A 19,494-nucleotide genomic window follows, 5' to 3' on the forward strand; every position below is an offset into this window, starting at 1 on the left:
CTACGCGGCCTGACGGGCGCGCTGCTGCACCGCCCTGTCCAGTATCGAGAAAAAGGTGACGAACTGACGATCCGGATCAAGCTCCGGGCGCGCCGCGAAGCCGCGCGCGAGGCCCGAGACCCGATCATACTCCTTGTTATCGTTCCACAGCAGCCTGACGGCAGCCACCCAGTCGGCGAGCGGAGCATCGTGGTCCAGCACCGCGCCGCCGGGACCGATCGCTTCGGGCAGGCCGCCGCGCCGCGAACCGACGACCGGAATGCCGCTGCAATGGGCCTCGGACGCCACGCGCCCCCAGGCCTCCTCCCATTTGCTGGGCGCAAGCAGGATCCTGGTGCGGCCATAGACCGTCTTCATGTCGCTGGTGCGGTTCTCCAGCGTGACGTTACCAAGGGGCGCGATCGTTTCCTCGATGCGCGCGCGATGGTCGTCATCCAGCTTCCAGCTCTCGACGAACAGGAACGGGATTTCGGGGCACGCGCCAGCGATACGCACCGCAAGCTCGAAGCCCTTTTCCTCATACGGATTGATCAGGGTCACGAACTGGCCCGTCGTCGGCGTGCTGTAATGCGTCGGGTTGATGGTCGGCGGGATCACCGTCGCCTTGATGCCGAACTCACGCTTGTAGGTACGCGCGGTGAAATCGGAATTGGCGATATAGAGCGCCGAGTGCAACTCGCGCAGATCGCCACCCAGCTCGTGAAACTCGACATTTCTGAGATAGACGACCAGCGGCACGCCCTCGGCCTGCAGCGCCTTGCCGAGCGGAACCGATTTGTGGCACTGGACCACCGCTACATCCGGCTTCACCCGGTTGACGGCAAAGCCCGCGGCCTCCCAGGGAAACCACGCCCTTATCACCGGATAGCCGGGGAAGCTGTCGACGACCGCCGGCTGACGCAACAGCTTCATCTTGGCGCGTGCCTTGAAACCGAAGACACCCTCTCCGAACAGGGCAGCGAGCACCGCCGCCTCGTGTCCGTGTTCGATCAACTGTTCGACCAGGTGATGGGTGCTCGACTGGACACCGCCGCTGAATTCGGGCGGATACCCGTTACCACCTGCAAAAAGAACTTTCATGATGCCGGCTCCTCGTCTTTTCGCGTTTCATGCATGCGGCCAACGAAGAGCCGCGTCGAAGCCGCCTCAGGCGTACCGTGGCGGATCAAGCGTCGCGAACGGATCGGTGCATGAGTGCCATCCGGTGAACCGGATCGGATCATCGGGCGAACTGCGCCGGTCACGTTGCGCGCGCTCGTCGCGGCTTCCGTTCCGGGGCTGTCCGTAACGGGCCTCACGCCGCCATTCTGCCGATCGAGTGGTATTCGATGCCGTGGCGCGCCACGACCTTGGGGTCATAGAGGTTGCGGCCGTCGAAGATGACCGGCGTCGTCAGCGCATCCTTCAGCGCGTCGAAGGACGGCGCGCGGAAGCTTTTCCATTCGGTGGCGATGAGAAGCGCATCGGCGCCGCGCAGGGCGGCTTCCTTGGTGCCGCACAGCATCAGGTCGTCGCGCAGCCCGTAGATGGCCTGGCATTCCTGCATCGCCTCGGGATCGTAGGCCTGCACGGTCGCGCCGGCCTTCCAGAGCGCCTCCATCAGGACGCGCGCCGGCGCCTCGCGCATGTCGTCGGTGTTGGGCTTGAAGGCCAGGCCCCACAGCGCAAAGGTCTTGCCCTTGAGGTTGCCCTTGAAATAGCGGTTCACCTTGTCGAACAGCACGGATTTCTGGTCGTTGTTGCGCTCCTCGACGGCGCGCAACAGCTTGGCGTCGAACTTGACGCCCTCGGCGGTCTTGATCAGGGCGCGCACGTCCTTGGGGAAACACGAGCCGCCATAGCCCAGCCCCGGGTAGATGAAGTGGTAGCCGATGCGCGGATCGCTGCCGATGCCCTTGCGCACCTCCTCGATATCGGCGCCCAGCTGCTCGGCCAGATTGGCCATCTCGTTCATGAAGCTGATCTTGGTCGCCAGCATGCAATTGGCGGCGTATTTCGTGAATTCGGCGCTGCGCACGTCCATCACGATCATCTTCTCGTGGTTGCGGTTAAAGGGCGCGTAGAGCTCGCGCATCACCGCCTCGGTGTCCTCGCTGGATGTGCCGACGATGATGCGGTCCGGCTTCATGCAGTCGGCGACGGCCGAGCCTTCTTTGAGGAATTCGGGGTTGGAGGCGACGTCGAAGGTCAGGTCCTCACGCCCTCGCTTCTTCAGCGTCTCGGCGATCCTCGCCTTTACCTTTTCGCAGGTGCCGACCGGCACGGTCGACTTGCCGACAACGATCTTGGCGGTATCCATCTCGCGGCCGATAGTCTCGGCGACCGCCAGCACATATTTGAGATCGGCCGAACCATCCTCGCCGGGCGGCGTGCCGACGGCGATCATCTGGATTTCACCATGCTTGACGGCGGCGGCGGCATCGGTGGTGAATTTGATGCGGCCGGCGGCGTGATTTTCCCTGACGATGCTTTCGAGGCCTGGCTCGAAGATCGGGACCAAGCCCTGGTTCAGTCGCTCGACCTTGTTTGCGTCGACATCGACGCAAACCACCTGGTGGCCGACTTCGGCAAGCACCGCTGCCTGCACGAGGCCGACATAGCCAATTCCAAACACCGTCAAGTTCATTCGGTTTCGTTCCTTCCCAAGGCCGCGAACCGTTTACGGTCCGGCCGGTTCAATTCGTCTTTCCCACTTCCTTTACTCTACATACCAGCGATTCCGGAAACTGGCATGGCTCGCCGAGCGCTGTGAAGGCAACGCGATCCACCTGCAGCGAAATCTTGCGGCCCGGATCCGCGAACGCCCCCATCCAGCCCTTCATGGTATCGCTGCCCCAAAGGCTGAAGAAGATCTTCTGGGCGTGGGCGGGCAGCTTCGCCGGATCGGTGATGGTGTTCACCAGCTTGCCGTTGACATACCAGCGCAAACTGTCCTTCTGCCAGACGAAGGCGTAATCGTTGAACCCGCCGTCGGTGCCGCCCGGCACGTCGACCAGCTTCTCGTTCTTGCCCTTGCCGGCGATGTAGGCGTTGACCTGTACCTTGGAGGTGTCCTTGGTCAGGATCTCGAAGTCGATCTCATCCCAGGGCTGCTTGTCGGACGGGCCGATATAGGAAAAGAAAGCGGCGTTGAGACCGGGACCCATGTCGGTCTTCAGCCGCGCCTCGTAGGTGCCATAGCCGTAGCGCTGCTTGGTCTGGACCTCGCCGCAGACGAACTCACGATCCTTCGTCTTCTGCTTCTCGAAGCCCAGCGACAACACACCGTCCGACAGGCTGACCTGCCCTTTCGACCAGGTGCAATTCTGGTGGCTGCCATTTGTCCAGCCGTCGGAAACATACCAGCGCTGACGGTTGAAACTGGTGAAATCGTCGACGAAGGACGGGGACGTCTCGATATTCTGCGCATGGGCAGGAACTGCCAGCAGGCTGCCCAGGGCAACCAGCAGCAGCGCACAGAGCAAACCCAATCGATCCGGGCTGTCTTGCCTGGTCCGGCGCGCGAAGGGCCTTGCGTGAATTGCTGTCGCGGACGTGGTTTTCGGATCAGAATTCATACCAAACTCACCTTTGTGCTGTGCGTCCCCAACCCAAAGTCGACGTTTGAAGTGCCTCCAAACGGGCCAACCTCGGCCTTCCTCTTTGACCCTCCTCGAACTTCCTTCCACCTCGCATCAAATTCGTCGTGGCAGTCCCGCACATTTCACTTTCGGCCGGCGCCCGCAGGCCTGGCAAAATCGACCTCGACGGCTGAATCGGACCCCTCATCCTTGTCGAAGACCATATCCAGCGAATGACGGAGTTCCTGCATCATGCCGTTCTGGCGCGACAGCGCCGCGATGCGGCGCTCGCAATTCAGGATCGACTTTGTCAGTGCGCTGACTTCGGACGACCGGCGATCAGAGGCGGAGCCATTTTCCATGGCTTCGACGAGGAAAGCCGCGTTGGTCGCCGTCTTGCGGTAGCGGCTCTCCAGGCCGGTTTTCTCGGCCTCGATCTCGGCGGCGATCTGCTCGAACAGCTTCGCCAGTCGGTCGAGGCGCGCGATGTCGGCCTGCCGGTCCCGGGCAGGCTCTCTTGATCTGAAGCCGAATATCGAGGCCATGAGCTTAAATTCCTGTCATCACCGGCGCGCGTGCCGGATTACTGGCCGGCCCCCGCAACCGGGGTTTAAACGTCGCATCGTCCTTCTCCTGCGACGGGGAGAGGGACTTCAGACCAATCCGATCGGGGGCCAGTTCGGCTGGTCGTTTTATTTGCTGCACCGCAACATAGACTGCCATCCCCTAAGCCGTGAGGCAACCACCCAATTCGTAAACTCATAAATCCGATGGAAATGCTTTGCGCGATGAGTCTGTCGGCGGTGGGGCAGAACAAGCGTTTCCCGCGTCTTACCGCTCCTTGCCCGTGCTGGTTCCCGCCATCAGGAAACGAAGCCGCGGCACATGCTTATGCCTGGACGTAAGGCCGACGCGACGAAACAGCGCCTCGAGCTTGTCGCAGGCCACGCCCTGGACGATGGGAACGAGGTTGGATTGACTCGCGAAAGCATAGGCCACGGCCGAAGCCAGGCCGCGCTCGGCTTTCACGTCGAGGAAATTGCGCAACCGGTATTTGTCGCGCACGTGCCGCTCGTGCCGCCGCAGCACCGCCCTGGACCCTTCCGGCAGGCTGTCGATCGCCAGCAGCGCCAGATCGGCATCGGCCAGCCGCTTCAAGTCCTGCGTCTTGTGACGGCCGCTGAGCGAATCGGCGCGCACGATGGCGCCGTAACCGCAGGAACGGATGACCTTGAACCGGGCTCCGTGGGCGACCGCGCGCGCGTAAAGCTCATAATCCTCGCCCAGGCGCAGGCTTTCGTCGTAGCGCAACCCGTGCCGGTCGAGGAAGGCGCGGCTGATCACTGGTTTCAAGAAACCAAGCTCGCCTCTTTGTACGCGGCGCCTGGAGATGTTGCTTTCGACGAAGCGCTCGAAGTCGAGGAATTCCGGATCGGCGGCAAAATCCGGGGCGACGATCTTCGTCGCGTCGCTCGTCGCGTCATCCCTGATGAGCATGATGTTGTCCGCCGCGAAATCCCAATCGGCGACGGCAAACAGGTTGCGGAACCGTCCCTCGAGAAAGAAGTCGTCGGCGTCCAGAATGCTGATGAACGGCGCTTGCGAGCCAGCGATCGCGGCGTTGCGGGCGAAGGAAGGACCGCGATTGATGTCGAGGCGCATCACCGCAAGCCGGCCGCTGCCATCGTCGGCGGAGCGGGCGACTTCAGCCGTATTGTCGGTGGAGCCGTCGTCGACGACGACGACCTCCGCCACTTCCGGCTCGCGCAACGCGGATGCGATGGCGACCGCGATCGTGCGTGCCGCGTTTTTGGCCGCGATGATCACGCAGACTTGGGATTTCGTCATCGACATTGGTTCTGCCTCTTGCACAGGTTCCGATGCCCTCGCCCTGTACGTGTCAACGTTCGACGCCACCGCCATCGCGGGTCGGCCGCTCGAAGATGCGGCGGCTTATGTCCGCCGACGCTGCCCAGCCGGCCTCGGCCAGGTAGCGGACGGGAGCCCTGCCGCACAATTCCCACAACACCGTTCGCCGCTGCGGCCAGCGCAGCGATGACAGCCACGGCGCGATGACCATGTTGAGCAGATCCTCATTGCCGATGCGCGACAGGACCCGCGTGGCCCGCTCCGACAAAAGCGTGCCGGCACCGCCGAGCAGCACGTCGGCGGCGCGCAGGCCGAGCAGCAGCGTATCGTCCAGCCCCTGGCTCGCCGCGGCATCGAGCACACGGCGCTGATCGGCCTCGTCGAGACGGCTGGCGCTGGCCCTGATATCGCAGACATGGCCGGCGCAGGGTTCGCGGTTGAACAGCGCCTTGGCAACGCTGATGCAAGACAGCACCAGGGTGTCGGCGGCCGACGTGAATGGCACTTCGGTGCCGGCGATCTCGACCAGTTGTTTGCGCCGCAAGAACCCGTCAGAGTCACGCGGACTGGGCGAACCGGGCTGCTGGAGGCGATAGTGAAGGTCGACGGTCGACGATTTCGGCCCATTGCCGCGATTCATATGCTGTTCGCCGAGGAAGCGAACCCACCAGACGGAGCGCGATTTGCCGGACACTTCATAGCCGATCGAGCGCAGCGCATCGCGCGCCTTCGAGAAGCCGGCAGGGGAGACCAGGATGTCGACATCGCCCGAAGGCTTCATGAAATGGTCGCCGTAAAGAAGGTGCTGCTGGAATGGGCCCTTCAGAAAGACGAAGTCGATCTGCCTGTCGCGAAGCGCCTCATGGATTGCCAGCGAATCCATCAGGCAGGCGGCATTCATGGAAACCGTCCGCCTGCGATAGGTATCGAGCCATTCGAAGAGCTCGGCCGGCTTTTCGCCCGCCGGCGCACGCGACAGGACCTTCAGGACGAAGGTCGCGACCTTGTTCAGCCTGGCAATGTCGGCGAGCATGGCATCGGAAAGGCCCGGCGTCGACACCTCGCCGGCCGAGGCGGCCGGGCCCGCGAAATACAAGCGCAGGCAGGCCCGCACATAGGCAATCTCGTCGGCGCAATCCGCGGCGCGCAGTCGTTCATAGGAACTTTCCGGCAAGGCCATTGAGCGCACAGTCTCCAAAAAAGCGATTTGCGCCACGCGTATGCTGCAAGTGCGAAGCAAAGCATCCTCAAAAACCTCGGCGCCGTAAAGTCCTTCCTTTGCAGCGCGGAATTTTGCAACCAGAGCGTTTACCCGCTTACCCGAACGTGGCGAAGTACAGGCTGAAATTCCGATCCTATCGAAGCAACCTCAGCCCGCCATCAACCACGAATGGGCCAACAAAAATCCGTCTTTTTAGTGACATCTAAAAAGGCATCGAACGTCAAAGTTTTCTGTCAGAGAAATCAAGTGCTTAATGAACCGAACGCCACAGTGCCCGATTGCTTTCGACTTAAACCCAAAAGAGGTCAAATTTTGAGCATCTCCCGCACGCATGGTGACGCCCGCAACCCATAATTGATTAACGTCAGGTAAATCAGACTTGACTCATAAATGTTGCTATGCAGCTATTGCGTTGCAGCATGCAAGTGCTGACGGCACTCGACAAGCCGTTTCCAGTCCTCATTGGAGAGCAAAATGGAACAGAATGTTGAAAGGCATGAGTACGAAACGCCAAGCCTGACGGTGCACGGTTCGATCGAGACGATCACCCAGGGCGGCGGCGGCAACACGGCGACTGACGTTTCGTTTCCCGCGCACACCCCGATCGGCGACCTGACGTTCTCCTGAGATCAGTCTGGTTCTGGAGGAATGACGTTGGGCTCCCAGGATCCAAGAACATGAATGGAGTCGGGGATGAAAATCCCCGACTTTCCCGCACTGAACTGCCGACGCGTATCGTAGAGCGTGTGTTTCAAACGAGGTTTTAGGATGAACTGGAACCCATCTGACCACGATTGCGTGAGGGCCACTGGGGATGCCGTGGCTTGCGAATTCGGCGATGGCCTCGCGCTGCTCGATCTGAAATCCAACATCTATTACAGTCTCAACGGCGTCGGCGCTTTCATCTGGGAGCTGATCCAGGACCCGAAGTCGATCGCCGATATCCGTGGCGCCGTGCTTGCGCGCTACAATGTCGATGCCGAACGCTGCAACGCCGACGTCGACGCATTGCTGAAGGGCCTGGCCGAAAACGGGCTTGCGAGGCTGCAGGATGAGGCATTCGTCTAGGCAGGTTCCGCAAAACGCCATGGCTTCGCGGCAAAGACTTGCAACGGAAAAAAGCGCCACGCCGGCGAACCGTCGCCCCGGCGGGCGAAGGGTGGCCAGGGTTCTCACCTTGAGCGGTTCGGAAGCGTTTTTCCTCTGCCGCTGCCTGATGGTGGTCGCGGCCGTCCGGCTGGGGCTGACATTGTTCTCGTACAACCGTGTTCGCGGCATGGTGACCCGGCTCAACGCGCGCCAGTGTGCCAGCATGGGCGAGTTGCGGCTCGTCGCCTGGGGCGTTGTGGCCGCCGCGCGGTTCGTGCCGCGCGCAACGTGCCTTACCCAGGCGCTTGCGGGCCAATACATTCTCGCGCGCCAGGGTAATGCTTCCCATATCCGCATAGGCATCGAACGCGGCACGGGCGAGCAACTGAGGGCGCATGCCTGGCTGGTCAGCGACAACCATGTCGTGCTCGGCGGCTCCGTCGATGGTTTCGCCCATCTGGTCGATCACGGCAGCCGATGAGCGGCGTGGCCGGAATCCTGCTGCGACAGGAACCCGCGCCGACGGACGCGGCGACCGACATCCAGCAGATGCTGACACGCATGCGCCATCGTGGCCCCGACGGAAATTCGTGGTGGCTGGACACCGGCATCGCGCTTGGCCACGCCTGGTTAAACACCACCGGTGAATCCGGCCCAGGCCCGCTGACCCTGGCCGGCGGCAAGCTCGCCATCACCGCGGATTGCCGGCTGGACAATCGCGACGAGCTGATGGCGAGACTCGGCGTCAGGGACAGGTCGGTCGCCGACGCCGTGTTGCTGATGCAGGCCTATCTGCGCTGGGGCGAAGCCTGCCCGGTGCATCTGCAAGGCGATTTCGCTTTCGCGGTGTGGGATGCCGAGCGGCGGCTGTTGTTTTGCGCGCGCGACCATTTCGGGGTCAAGCCATTCTACTATCACGCAACCGAACGCCGCTTTGCCTTCGCTTCCGAGATTGGGCCGATACTTGCCCTGGACGGGGTCGGTGCGCGCCTCAGCGAGCATCGGATTTCGGGTTTCCTGGCCGGGCTTCCCGACGACCCGCAATCAACGCCCTACAGCGACATCTTCAGCCTGCCGGCGCGTCACAGCCTCACCGTTACCGCGCAGCAAGTGGTGCTGCGCCAGTACTGGCAGATCGAGCCATCGCCGCGCGCGCTCCGGTCCGACGCCGCGGAGGAGTTCGCCCATCTGTTCTCGCAATCGGTGCGCAACCGCATGCGCGGAAGCCAGTCGGTCGGCGCGATGCTGAGCGGTGGTCTCGATTCCTCCTCGATCACCTGCGTGGCAGGCCTGCAGAACGCCGCCGAGCGGAAACCGAAGCTGCCGACCTTCTCGCTGATTTTCGAGAAGGGCTCGTCGATGGACGAGCGTCCTTTCATCGATGCCGTGCTGGACCAGCAGAAGGCCGACCCGACGCTGATCCCCGTCGGCAATTACGCACCCTTCGCTGAATTCGAACGGGTGCTGGAAGAGCAGGAAGGCACCTTCCTGGCGCCGGGCCTGACGCTGACCCGTGGCATCTACCGGACGGCGGGCGCCAAGGGCATCAAGGTGCTGCTCGACGGGCACGGCGGCGACGAGGTCGTTTCACAGGGACATGGCCATCTGCACGAGCTTGCCAATACCGGCCGATGGCTGGACCTTTGGCGCGAGGTCCGCAGCGCCTCGAACACCTATGGCAACAGCACGCTTGCTCTCTATTTCCAGTTTCTGACCATTTACGGGCCGGCCTGGCGCATTGCCAGGTTGAGACATCTGGCGAACCGCGCCCTGAACAAGATACGCGGGGCCGCCGCAACGCCGCGCGGCCGAAGCTGGCGCGACTTGATCAATCCGGACCTGGCCAGACGAACCGAGCTTGTCGACCGGTTTCACCGGGCCGGCTATATGCCGCCCGGTGTCCAGGCCAGCGACGCGCTCAGCCATCGCTGGATCCTGTTAAATGGCTATGTCCCGCATTCTTTCGAGGTTCTCGACAAGGCCGCGGCCAATTTCGGCATTGAGCCGCGCTACCCGTTCTGGGACAAGCCGCTGGTCGAATTCTGCCTGGCGCTGCCGGGCGAGGAGAAGCTCAGCCACGGCTTTGGCCGCTATGTGCTGCGCCGGGCCATGGAAGGCGTCTTGCCGGCGGCAGTCCAGTGGCGGCGCGACAAGATCGATTTCACCGCCAATCTGGTCAATGGCATGGTGCGCAACCACCGCGACCTCCTGGAGCAACTGCTGGTCTCGGATGCCGGCCGCATCGCGCCCTACGTCAACCTGCCGCAGGTGAAGGCCGCCTGTGCGCGGCTGCTCAGCCAGCCCGATCGGGCGGCGCCGCTCGATGTCCAGTATGTCTGGCGTTCGGCTTCGCTGTCGCTGTGGCTGCGGCAGGTCCAGCCCGGCGGGAGCCCAGCATGATGCCCCGCAACCAGCCGCTTGCCGCATATCCTGATCATCCGCCGGCGCATGCTGGGATGGTCAGAGAGCGGCGTTACTACCGGGCCTATGGCCTGACCGTTGCGTCCGACGTTGCTTTGCCCGAACTGGAGCCGGCGGGGCCAGCGGTGGCGGATGTCCTGATCGCCATCGGCACGATCGATATGCCGAAGCCTTCACCCGAGGCCGCGACGATCTTCCGCTTCGAGCCGGAGCGGCAATATCTGGCCTGGCATGCGGTCGGCGCCTTCCTGATCAGCGACGGCTGCCGCATCGATGTCGAGCCGGCGCCCGGCGCCGACGACGCGCTGCTCGCGTTTCCCCTGCTCGGACCGGTGATGGCGCTGTTGCTGCACCGGCGCGGCCTGCTCGTGCTGCACGCGAGCGCCATCGCCATGGTCGGCAACGGCGTCGTCTTCATGGGCGACAAGGGCGCCGGCAAGTCGACGACGGCAAGCGCGCTGATCAGGGCTGGTCACCAACTGCTCACCGACGACATCGTGGCGCTCGATCTCGCCAACCCGGACGAGCCGATGATCGTGCCGGGATTTCCGCAGATCAAGCTTGCCGCCGACGCCGCGGCCGCGATTTCGCTCGGGCAAGCGGAGGTGCGGCCGCAAGTGCATCCCGCTATCGAGAAGATGCAGCATCGCCTGCACGGCGCCTTTTCCGGTGACACGGTGCCGGTGGCCAGGATCTATGTTCTGGAGCGCGGCCAAACGGCCGAGATCACGCCTTTGCCAGGCATTGCCGCCTTGCCGGCCATCATCAAATTCTCCTACGTGACGCGATTTGGTCGTGCCGCGCTGTCAGGCGACTTGGCGGCGGTGCATTTTCGCCACTGTTCAGGAATTGCTAACCATGTCGGCGTCTGCCGGCTGGAAGTCCCGACCGGGCTCGACAGGATCGGCGAGGCCGTGGAGTTGATCGAAACAGACCTGGCGGCAAGGAGTCCGAAGGCTGGCCGCCGGCAGCCATGAGCGCAAACATGTCGAAGTCCTCAATTCTTCGCCTGTCGCTGTTTCGCGATATCGCCGCGTTCGGAGCTGTTATCGCCCAGATCGGCGGGCGGCGCACCTGGACGGCGCTGCTGTTCCTGATCCTTGGCAGCCTGACGGAAGGCATTTCGATCCTGCTGCTTGTGCCGCTGCTCCACCTTGTCGGTCGCGCCGACCAGGATTTCGCGGTGCGGTTGCCGAACATTGATGTCGTGCGCTGGCTGGTGCCTGGCGGAACATTGCAACTGACGACGGTGCTGTGCGCGCTGGTTGGGCTCGTTGCCGTGCAGGCAGCATTCAACCGCTTCAAGTCGGTCTACATGGCCAGGCTTCTCTTCGATTTCATCAACCGTTTGCGCATGAACCTGTTCGAGAGCATCGGCAAGGCGCGCTGGGGCGTATTCACGCGCATGCGCGGCTCCGACCTCGACCATGCCCTGACCGGCGACATAGACCGCGTCCAGGGGGCGGCCTTCTCGCTGCTGATGCTGGTTCAGATCGCCGTGCTTCTGACCGGCTATCTCGTGGTCTCCGTGTTCATCTCGCCGGTGATGACGCTGTTTGCCGTGGTCATCGGTATCCTGATGTTCGTCGCGCTGCAGCCGTTCCGCTCGCGCGCCACCGCTTTCGGCAGGGTTCTGACAGCCAATCGCCAGGATCAGTACCGGACGGTCTCGGAATTCCTCGGCGGCATCAAGGTGGCCAAGAGCCTGAATGTCGAAGCGAGCTATTTCGCCCAGTTGCAGGCAACGCTCGAAAAGATGAAGGCCGACAACATCGACTACGTGCGCAACAGCTCGATCGGTACCGCCGTGTTCCAGGTGGCGAGCGTGGTGGGCTTGAGCCTGTTCATCTATGTGGCGCTGGTCCGCTTCAACCTGTCACTGGCCGAGATTGTCGTGCTGTTGCTTGTCTTCATGCGCATCGCGCCGCGCTTCATGGACATGCAGACACAGGCCCAGCAGGTGCTGATCAACCTGCCCGCCTATACGGCGATGCGCAGCCTGCAGGCACGTTTCGATGCAGAGCGTGAACCGGGCCATGTCGGATCCAAGGATGGTGGCAAGCTGTCGCTGGATACCGGACTGAACATTCGCGGTGTCTCCTTCTTCTATGACGACAGCGCCGGCAAGGCGGTGGTGAGCGACATCACGTTTGGCCTTCCCGCCGGCAAGGTCACCGCCCTGATCGGTCCGTCGGGATCCGGCAAGAGCACGATCGCCGACATGCTGCTCGGCCTGCTCGAGCCGAGCGCCGGCAAGATCCTCGTCGACGGCATCGAGATCGATGCCGCCAATCGCCGCCGCTGGCGCGATCAGGTGGCCTATGTGCCGCAGGACGTGTTCCTGCTGCACGATACGATCGCGCAGAACCTGCGTCTCGCTGCGCCGCAGGCGAGCGACGACGATTTATGGAGAGCGCTGCGCGCCGCGCACGCCGGTGAATTCGTCGAACGGCTCGACCACAGGCTCGATACGGTGGTCGGCGACCGTGGCGTGCGCCTCTCCGGCGGCGAGCGCCAGCGCATCGCGCTGGCGCGTGCACTGCTGCGCAAGCCGTCGCTGCTCATCCTCGACGAGGCGACCAGCGCGCTCGACTGGCAGAACCAGTCGCTGATCGCCAGGTCGATCGACGGATTGCGCGGCGCGATGACCATCCTGACCATCGCCCACCGGCCGTCGATGATCGCCTTCGCCGACTGGGTGGTGGCGATGGAGGACGGCCGTGTCGTGGAAGTCGGGCAATATCAGCGGCTGAAGGCAAAGCCGGGGAGCCGGCTGTCCAGGATGCTGTCTGGAGAACAATCGGAACCCGAATCCGCCAATGTGGCCTGAGGGCGGATATATCCCTGGGATTTGGCGATATTGCTGGATCAGTGCAGGCTTCGCCGTGCGCTGCCCAGCTTTTCGCTTTCAGCCACGTCCGGCGCACTGAGCTTTCTTTCGGCCTCGCGCAGCCTGTCCGCCGGCGTCGGCGCGCTCCTGGCGATCATGGCATAGACAAGGACGAAGTAGCCGGCCTGGATGATCACGGCGCAGATGATGACGCGCAGCAGGGTCGTACCCAGCGAAGCGCTATCGATCCAGGACCAGCCAACGATGATTGCCAGCGCGAAAATCATCCCAATGATGAATTTTGGAAGCGACATACCCAACAGCCCATAAACCGGCTCGGGTTATATCCAACGATTGCCCTACCCGAGCGCCGTCCCTTGTTATGCGGGCTTGTTAAGTCGCCCGCTCCCGACCGGTTGCTTCCGGCCTTTCAACCTGTCGCCACTCTGACAGGTATAATTTGCAATTCTATTAAGGCGGGCAGGAGGCGGCAAGGGCAACCGCACATATTTTTGATTGAGCCGATACGATTGACTCGCTCGTGTTGCAACGCACACACAGGCATTTCAAACGATCTAGGCCCACAGGCCTATTTCAGTACAATCTACAATATTAAGCAGTATTTTATGTTAATACTCCGGAACTTCGCATCTTTATAAAGCACTAATATGCCCCGTTGGAGGCCACGGGGAACGCCCTGCCTCAAAATCGCCCCATAAAGGTCGGAATTTTTTCTAGTTGCCATTTTGTTGCCACAAATTTGCTCAACATCCTGAAAAATTTTCTGCACAAGCTTATTATTTAGTCAATTCATGACGAGACTATTTCAACGGGCTGGGAAATTGTGTGTTGCGCTGCAGCATTTTTTTGATATCGTGCGATAAACCATTCGTTCAACGCATGGAGTATCGGCATGAGGGACATTGCCAAGTCGGCCACGGCGGACTTTTCGCAGGCTGGCACCGATTTTCCGCCGCCGATCGGCGGCCTTATCAAACGCAGTTTTGATATTGTGGGTTCGCTGGCTGGCCTGATCGCGCTCAGCCCGCTGTTCATCATGATAGCGTTGCTGGTCAAGTTTTCCGACGGTGGATCGATTTTCTACGGCCACAGGCGAATCGGGCGCGGCGGCCGGATCTTTCCGTGCCTGAAATTCCGCACCATGGTTCCGGACGGCGACAAGGTGCTGGCCGCCTATCTCGCCACCAATCCGGAAGCCAACGCGGAGTGGATGGCCACCCGCAAGCTGAAGAACGATCCGCGCGTCACCCGTGTCGGAGCGGTCTTGAGGAAGCTCAGCCTCGATGAACTCCCCCAGATCATCAACATCCTTCAGGGCGACATGAGCCTTGTCGGGCCTCGTCCGGTGGTGCGCGACGAGCTGGAGATCTACGGCAGCGCCGCCGTGTACTATCTGAAGTCCCGGCCCGGCCTGACTGGCCTGTGGCAGGTCAGCGGCCGCAACGACGTCTCCTATGACAGCCGCGTCGCGTTCGACCGTCACTATGTCGAGAACTGGTCGCTGTTCGGGGACGTGCGCATCATCATCAAGACCGTGCCGGCCGTCTGGATGTCGCGCGGCTCTTACTGACCGGCCACCGGTGCCAGGCATCCGGCGGCAAGCTCATCGGGCGATGGGGCTAAAACGGATCGGAACGCACAGTTGAAAAAAGACATATCGGAAGCCTTTGGCAGCGGCCCGTTTTGCGGCCGCTCGCTGCTTATGGCCTGCCTTGCGGCATCGCTCGCTTTTCCGCCGATGGCCGCCGCCGACGAATACCACCTCGGCTCGCAAGACAAGCTCACCATCCGCATCGCCGAATGGCAGACCGTCGAAAGTACGTTCCGCGACTGGTCGTCGGTCAACGGCCAATACACGGTCGGCCCGGCCGGTACCCTGTCCGTGCCTTTCGTCGGCGAATTGCCGGCGGCCGGCAAGACCACGGCGCAAGTCGCGGCAGCGATCGGCGAGGCGCTGCAGCACAAGCTCGCTTTGTCGGACAGGCCTGAAGCCTCGGTTGAAATGGCACAGTTCCGGCCATTCTACATTTCGGGCGAGGTGCAGAACCCCGGTCAGTTTCCCTATGTGCCCGACCTTACGGTGCTGAAGGCGATCAGCGTCGCCGGCGGCATCAGGCGCAACACAGACTACGGGCCTCAACTCGGCAAGGACCTGGTCACCGCCAAGGGCGGCTTCGACATCTCTGACGACCAGCGCATCAGGCTGATCGTCAAGCGCGCCCGCATCGACGCCGATATGGCCGGCAAGACGAGTTTCGACGTGCCAAAAGAGGTCGAGGGCGATCCGCGGCTGCCGGCCATCGTCGCCGACGAGATGACGATCCTGACCTCGGACCAGAAGGCGCTTAAGCTGAAGCTCGAGGCGCTCGACGATCTCAAAGGGGTTCTGCAGGCCGAGATCGAATCCCTGCAGAAGAAGATCGTCAACCAACAGAAGCAGGTCGACCTGGCGCAGCAGCAACTCGCCAGCATCGGTCCACTGGCGCAGAAGGGTCTGGTCGCCAACGCGCGACTTCTGGATTCGCAGCAGTCCGTCACCGACCTGCAGGGCAAGATCCTGGACTACGAAACGGCCATTCTCACCGCCAAGCAGGCGATCAGCAAGGCGACGCAGGACGCCATCGATGCCCAGAACACCTTGAGTTCGAGTCTCGCCGCCAACCGGCAGCAGACCGAAGCCGACCTCAATGAGGCCGCGCTGAAGGTGAACATGCAGAAGGGCCTGATCGCCCAGGCAACCGATCCAGCCACCAGGGCGGCCACTGATACCAACGAAGAGCCCAGCCTGCTCTATGCGCTGGTGCGGGTCGTCGACGGCAAGACCAGCGAGATCGCGGCGAAGGAAGACACGCCCGTGCTGCCCGGCGACGTCATCAAGGTCAAGCTGGCGCCTCTGGCCAGCCAGTAGGCGTTGGTCGCACCGAGCAATTCCAGGAAAAGTGCGTAACGGTTTTCCGTCTCGAGTTGCGTAATAACAAAGACTTAGGGCGGATCAACGATTCCATCAAACGCCGGGCCGCTCTAGCGGGCCGTCCTGCAAAGGCTGTTCGTTCCATTGCATTCACCTGGCTGCGGAGGGCAGCCGGATGTCTCTGTCCGCATGACGATCAATGCGGCTCGGAAGGGGGTGTCGTCGTGAATATCTATCGTGTCCGAAGGTTTATCAAAGGTAGGATCTTTACCTTCCTTTGGCGGACCAAGGGCATAAAAATAGCCGATCGCGTTTCGGTCCTCGGCGTCTCGCCGCATATAGCGGGAAAGGGCGCTATCGAGCTCGGTTCCTTGGTTTCATTCCGGGGTTTCGGATCCCGTTCCTGGTTCCATGTTCTCGGCAATGCAAGACTGTCCATCGGCTCCAGATCATTCATAAACAGCGGCGTGATGATCGACGTTTCGACAGCGGTGAGCATCGGGAAGAACTGCCTTGTCGGCGATTGCGTCGTCATTCAAGATTCGAACTATCACGAGATCGATGAAGGCGCCGGCGTCAAAACGAAAGCCGTCGTGATCGGCGACAATGTGTGGATCGGCCGCAATTCGATAATTCTGCCTGGAGTTGAAATCGGCGACCATAGCGTGATCGGAGCCGGGTCCGTGGTCACCAAAAGTGTCCCCCCGCACAGCCTGGTTGCCGGAAATCCCGCCCGAATAATTCGCGAGATAGCGGCGTCCCCGGGATACGTGCGCTTTTAGAGCAATTGCAGGAAAAGTGCGTAGCGGTTTTCCGTCCGGAATTGCGTAAAAACAAAGAGTTAGAGCGGATCAACGATTCTATCAAACGCTGAACCGCTCTAGGCGCAATCGAGTTCATCGAAGATCAGCCGGTCCTCCTTGTCGGCGATCCTGAAACGGGTCCATGCGGCGGCTCTCGATATCAAGCCGGCAGTCGTGCACGCAAAATGGCTGCCTGCCATCGCGTATGAAGCGGGATAGTGCCAAGAGGCCGGTGCACGACACACAAAAAGGTACTGCCTGCCGAACAAGGTAGGCTCTCATCGGCCATCAACGCGGAGCCTCAAATCCCGATCCCGCGCACCTTCATCGCGGCGGTGATCTCGTCCAGGATGACAGGGTCGTCGATGGTCGCCGGCATCGTCCACTCCTCTTTGTCGGCGATCTTCTGCATGGTGCCGCGCAGGATCTTTCCCGACCGTGTCTTGGGCAGGCGCTTGATCATCACTACGGTCTTGAAAGCGGCGACCGGGCCGATGCGTTCGCGCACCAGCGCGACCACCTCCTGCTCGATGGCTTCCCCGTCGCGCGCGACACCGGCGTTCAACACCACGAAGCCGAGCGGCACCTGGCCTTTCATGGCATCGGCAATGCCGACGACAGCGCATTCGGCGACATCGGGATGGGCGGCCAGCACCTCTTCCATGGCGCCGGTCGACAGCCGGTGGCCGGCGACATTGATGATGTCGTCGGTGCGGGCCATCACATAGAGGTAGCCATCGTCGTCGATCATGCCGGCATCGGCCGTCTTGTAGAAGCCGGGGAACTCGTCGAGATAGGCTTGGCGGAAGCGGGCATCGGCGTTCCACAAGGTCGGCAGGCAGCCGGCCGGCAATGGCAGCTTGACCACGACATTGCCCAGCGTGCCGCGCGGCACTTCGTGGCCGGCGTCGTCGAGCACCCGGATGTCGTAGCCGGGCATCGGCACGCCGGGCGAGCCGTATTTCACCGGCAGCAGGCCGAGCCCCGCCGGGTTGATCGTCATCGGCGATCCGGTCTCCGTCTGCCACCAATGATCGACGACGGGCACGTTCAATTTCTGCTCCGCCCATTTGATGGTTTCGGGGTCGGCGCGCTCGCCGGCGAGGAACAGTGTGCGGAATTTCGACAGATCGTATTTGGGAACGAACTCGCCCTTGGGGTCCTGGCCCTTGATCGCCCGGAAGGCCGTCGGCGCGGTGAACAGCGCGACGGCGCCGTGTTCGGCAATGACCCGCCAGTAGGTGCCAGCGTCGGGCGTGCCGATCGGCTTGCCTTCGAACAGGATGCTGGTGCAGCCATGCAGCAGCGGTCCGTAGACGATGTAGGAATGGCCGACCACCCAGCCGACATCGGACGCCGCCCAGAACACCTCGCCCGGCTTGACGCCGAATTCGTTCTCCATCGTCCATTTCAGCGCGACCATGTGGCCGCCATTGTCGCGCACGATGCCCTTGGGCTGGCCGGTCGTGCCTGACGTGTAGATGATGTAGAGCGGATCGGTGGCGAGCACCGGCACGCAGTCGACATTGGCGCCGGCTGCCCGCTCGCGGGCAACGGCGTCGGCGTAGTCGATGTCGAAATGGTCCTTCAGATCGCAGCGCAACTGGTCGCGCTGCAGGATCAGGCAGGCGTCCGGCTTGTGGCGGGACATCTCGATCGCTCTGTCGAGCAGCGGCTTGTAGGCCACGACCCGGCCCGGCTCAAGGCCGCAGGAGGCGGAGATGATCAGCTTGGGCCTGGCGTCATCGATGCGGGTGGCAAGCTCATGCGAGGCAAAGCCGCCGAAGACGACCGAATGCACCGCGCCGATCCGGGCGCAGGCGAGCATGGCGATGGCCGCCTCCGCCACCATGGGCATGTAGATGATGACACGGTCGCCCTTGCCGATGCCGCGATTCTTCAGCACCGAGGTCAGTGCCACCACTTCGCGCTTGAGCTCGGCATAGGTGAATTTCTTCACCGTTCCAGTGATGGCGCTGTCATGGATCAGCGCGATCTGATCGGCGCGTCCGCCGGCGACATGGCGGTCGATGGCGTTGTAGCAGGTGTTGCAGGTCGCGCCGGTGAACCAGCGCCCGTAGACGCCGGCCGTGGCATCGAACACCTTGTCCCAGGGCGAGTACCAATCGATGGCGACGGCCGCGTCCGCCCAGAATTTTTCCGGGTCGCGTTTCCAGCCGTCATAGACCTCGTGATAGCGTGAAACCATCCACATCCTCCCAAGGATCGATTTGCCGTCTTTGTGATAGCCTATGCTGTTTTTTCCGGCGATGTCTTCCCCGATTTTCGTCCGAGATGGTCTCGTCCTGAGCGGAGACGCCCACCGTCGTGAAGTACGGCATTGAGGGGAGCGCATGCGCCACCGGTGGTCGCCTGCAAAAGGCAAACCGGCATGGACTATCTCCCCCGGCTGATAGACAGCGCCCCATCACCGCGCTATCTCATTTCGGGGTTTGCATGGCTTTTTGGGGTTGGTGATGGAAATTGTTTCTGGGACGGTTTTGCGGCTGGCGGACGACGCCTCGGTCCAGCATGTCGGCGATGGGGCCGTCGTGCTTCTGGCGCGCAGCGGCCAACTCTACACCTGCAACGGTACGACCGAAGCCTTTCTCGACAAGGTCGATGGCGCGCGCAGCCTTGACCAGATCGTCGGCCTGCTTTGCGAGGAGTTCGAGGTCGGCAAGGATACGCTCGACGAGGACATGGCCGCACTGGCCACCGATCTGGTCTCGGAAGGTATCCTCGCCGCCCCGGGCGCCTGATGAAGA

Annotated in this window: 18 protein-coding genes; 10 read left to right on the plus strand and 8 right to left on the minus strand. The window is 62.2% G+C overall.

The window, feature by feature from the left end; genetic code table 11:
* From FJW03_RS26840 to FJW03_RS26865, 6 genes are all read right to left on the minus strand, one after another.
* Entirely contained in the window at nt 1-1,080 is a 1,080-nt protein-coding gene (locus FJW03_RS26840; RefSeq protein WP_140764834.1) for a glycosyltransferase, read from the minus strand.
* Nucleotides 1,081-1,294: 214 nt separating this feature from the next.
* Nucleotides 1,295-2,626: a UDP-glucose dehydrogenase family protein gene (locus FJW03_RS26845; protein WP_140695219.1), complete on the minus strand. Its 1,332-nt coding sequence runs from the start codon at nt 2,624-2,626 to the stop codon at nt 1,295-1,297.
* Between the two features lie 49 nt (nt 2,627-2,675).
* The gene (locus tag FJW03_RS26850; protein WP_140764829.1) at nt 2,676-3,557 is read right to left on the minus strand and encodes a family 16 glycosylhydrolase; all 882 of its coding nucleotides are present in this window, start codon (nt 3,555-3,557) and stop codon (nt 2,676-2,678) included.
* Between the two features lie 146 nt (nt 3,558-3,703).
* Nucleotides 3,704-4,105 carry a hypothetical protein gene (locus FJW03_RS26855; protein ID WP_140764826.1) on the minus strand — a complete coding sequence of 134 codons (402 nt, stop codon included), beginning with the start codon at nt 4,103-4,105 and terminating at the stop codon, nt 3,704-3,706.
* A 286-nt stretch (nt 4,106-4,391) separates the two neighbouring features.
* Nucleotides 4,392-5,414 carry a glycosyltransferase family 2 protein gene (locus FJW03_RS26860; protein WP_140764823.1) on the minus strand — a complete coding sequence of 341 codons (1,023 nt, stop codon included), beginning with the start codon at nt 5,412-5,414 and terminating at the stop codon, nt 4,392-4,394.
* A gap of 46 nt (nt 5,415-5,460) precedes the next feature.
* A complete protein-coding gene (locus FJW03_RS26865; RefSeq protein WP_140764820.1) occupies nt 5,461-6,609 on the minus strand; it encodes a nucleotidyltransferase family protein in 1,149 nt (382 codons plus the stop codon).
* 516 nt (nt 6,610-7,125) lie between these two features.
* Between FJW03_RS26865 and FJW03_RS26870 the strand changes: the two genes are divergently transcribed.
* The 6 genes from FJW03_RS26870 (at nt 7,126) to FJW03_RS26895 (ending at nt 12,991) form a co-directional block, all read left to right on the plus strand.
* Nucleotides 7,126-7,278, plus strand: a complete 153-nt coding sequence (locus FJW03_RS26870) for a lasso peptide (RefSeq protein WP_140606816.1) — start codon at nt 7,126-7,128, stop codon at nt 7,276-7,278.
* Nucleotides 7,279-7,419: 141 nt separating this feature from the next.
* Nucleotides 7,420-7,719 (plus strand): PqqD family protein, encoded by a 300-nt coding sequence (locus FJW03_RS26875; RefSeq protein WP_140764817.1) that lies wholly within the window; start codon nt 7,420-7,422, stop codon nt 7,717-7,719.
* A gap of 109 nt (nt 7,720-7,828) precedes the next feature.
* On the plus strand, nt 7,829-8,221 hold the full coding sequence (locus FJW03_RS26880) for a lasso peptide biosynthesis B2 protein (protein WP_226890474.1): 393 nt from the start codon (nt 7,829-7,831) through the stop codon (nt 8,219-8,221).
* Entirely contained in the window at nt 8,218-10,140 is a 1,923-nt protein-coding gene (locus tag FJW03_RS26885) for a lasso peptide isopeptide bond-forming cyclase (protein ID WP_140764814.1), read from the plus strand. The genes FJW03_RS26880 and FJW03_RS26885 overlap by 4 nt, the downstream gene beginning before the upstream one ends.
* Nucleotides 10,137-11,138 carry a serine kinase gene (locus tag FJW03_RS26890; RefSeq protein WP_140764811.1) on the plus strand — a complete coding sequence of 334 codons (1,002 nt, stop codon included), beginning with the start codon at nt 10,137-10,139 and terminating at the stop codon, nt 11,136-11,138. Before FJW03_RS26885 ends, FJW03_RS26890 begins: the two co-directional genes overlap by 4 nt.
* Nucleotides 11,139-11,146: 8 nt before the next feature.
* Complete coding sequence (locus tag FJW03_RS26895) at nt 11,147-12,991, plus strand: ABC transporter ATP-binding protein (RefSeq protein WP_140764808.1); 1,845 nt, start codon at nt 11,147-11,149, stop codon at nt 12,989-12,991.
* 38 nt (nt 12,992-13,029) lie between these two features.
* On the opposite strand, the gene FJW03_RS26900 is transcribed toward FJW03_RS26895, so the two are convergent.
* On the minus strand, nt 13,030-13,305 hold the full coding sequence (locus FJW03_RS26900; RefSeq protein WP_140606822.1) for an exopolysaccharide production repressor exox: 276 nt from the start codon (nt 13,303-13,305) through the stop codon (nt 13,030-13,032).
* A 599-nt stretch (nt 13,306-13,904) separates the two neighbouring features.
* Between FJW03_RS26900 and FJW03_RS26905 the strand changes: the two genes are divergently transcribed.
* The 3 genes from FJW03_RS26905 (at nt 13,905) to FJW03_RS30255 (ending at nt 16,705) form a co-directional block, all read left to right on the plus strand.
* The gene (locus FJW03_RS26905) at nt 13,905-14,582 is read left to right on the plus strand and encodes a sugar transferase (protein ID WP_140695201.1); all 678 of its coding nucleotides are present in this window, start codon (nt 13,905-13,907) and stop codon (nt 14,580-14,582) included.
* Between the two features lie 84 nt (nt 14,583-14,666).
* Nucleotides 14,667-15,920: a polysaccharide biosynthesis/export family protein gene (locus FJW03_RS26910; protein WP_181173268.1), complete on the plus strand. Its 1,254-nt coding sequence runs from the start codon at nt 14,667-14,669 to the stop codon at nt 15,918-15,920.
* A gap of 227 nt (nt 15,921-16,147) precedes the next feature.
* Entirely contained in the window at nt 16,148-16,705 is a 558-nt protein-coding gene (locus FJW03_RS30255) for an acyltransferase (protein ID WP_140764802.1), read from the plus strand.
* Between the two features lie 322 nt (nt 16,706-17,027).
* On the opposite strand, the gene FJW03_RS26920 is transcribed toward FJW03_RS30255, so the two are convergent.
* Nucleotides 17,028-18,935 (minus strand): propionyl-CoA synthetase, encoded by a 1,908-nt coding sequence (locus FJW03_RS26920; protein ID WP_140764799.1) that lies wholly within the window; start codon nt 18,933-18,935, stop codon nt 17,028-17,030.
* 268 nt (nt 18,936-19,203) lie between these two features.
* Between FJW03_RS26920 and FJW03_RS26925 the strand changes: the two genes are divergently transcribed.
* Nucleotides 19,204-19,488: a PqqD family protein gene (locus tag FJW03_RS26925; RefSeq protein ID WP_140606827.1), complete on the plus strand. Its 285-nt coding sequence runs from the start codon at nt 19,204-19,206 to the stop codon at nt 19,486-19,488.
* Nucleotides 19,489-19,494 lie beyond the last annotated feature (6 nt).

Origin of the sequence: Mesorhizobium sp. B4-1-4, from assembly GCF_006439395.2 — a bacterium.
Classification (GTDB): domain Bacteria; phylum Pseudomonadota; class Alphaproteobacteria; order Rhizobiales; family Rhizobiaceae; genus Mesorhizobium.

Bases quoted from the DNA above. Each gene is read 5' to 3' on its own strand.
- FJW03_RS26850 (WP_140764829.1), bottom strand. From the start codon at position 3,557: ATGAATTCTGATCCGAAAACCACGTCCGCGACAGCAATTCACGCAAGG.
- FJW03_RS26890 (WP_140764811.1), top strand. From the start codon at position 10,137: ATGATGCCCCGCAACCAGCCGCTTGCCGCATATCCTGATCATCCGCCG.
- FJW03_RS26895 (WP_140764808.1), top strand. From the start codon at position 11,147: ATGTCGAAGTCCTCAATTCTTCGCCTGTCGCTGTTTCGCGATATCGCC.
- FJW03_RS26920 (WP_140764799.1), bottom strand. From the start codon at position 18,935: ATGGTTTCACGCTATCACGAGGTCTATGACGGCTGGAAACGCGACCCG.
- FJW03_RS26905 (WP_140695201.1), top strand. From the start codon at position 13,905: ATGAGGGACATTGCCAAGTCGGCCACGGCGGACTTTTCGCAGGCTGGC.
- FJW03_RS26900 (WP_140606822.1), bottom strand. From the start codon at position 13,305: ATGTCGCTTCCAAAATTCATCATTGGGATGATTTTCGCGCTGGCAATC.
- FJW03_RS26855 (WP_140764826.1), bottom strand. From the start codon at position 4,105: ATGGCCTCGATATTCGGCTTCAGATCAAGAGAGCCTGCCCGGGACCGG.
- FJW03_RS26865 (WP_140764820.1), bottom strand. From the start codon at position 6,609: ATGGCCTTGCCGGAAAGTTCCTATGAACGACTGCGCGCCGCGGATTGC.
- FJW03_RS26840 (WP_140764834.1), bottom strand. From the start codon at position 1,080: ATGAAAGTTCTTTTTGCAGGTGGTAACGGGTATCCGCCCGAATTCAGC.
- FJW03_RS26925 (WP_140606827.1), top strand. From the start codon at position 19,204: ATGGAAATTGTTTCTGGGACGGTTTTGCGGCTGGCGGACGACGCCTCG.
- FJW03_RS26845 (WP_140695219.1), bottom strand. From the start codon at position 2,626: ATGAACTTGACGGTGTTTGGAATTGGCTATGTCGGCCTCGTGCAGGCA.
- FJW03_RS26870 (WP_140606816.1), top strand. From the start codon at position 7,126: ATGGAACAGAATGTTGAAAGGCATGAGTACGAAACGCCAAGCCTGACG.
- FJW03_RS26860 (WP_140764823.1), bottom strand. From the start codon at position 5,414: ATGTCGATGACGAAATCCCAAGTCTGCGTGATCATCGCGGCCAAAAAC.
- FJW03_RS26875 (WP_140764817.1), top strand. From the start codon at position 7,420: ATGAACTGGAACCCATCTGACCACGATTGCGTGAGGGCCACTGGGGAT.
- FJW03_RS26885 (WP_140764814.1), top strand. From the start codon at position 8,218: ATGAGCGGCGTGGCCGGAATCCTGCTGCGACAGGAACCCGCGCCGACG.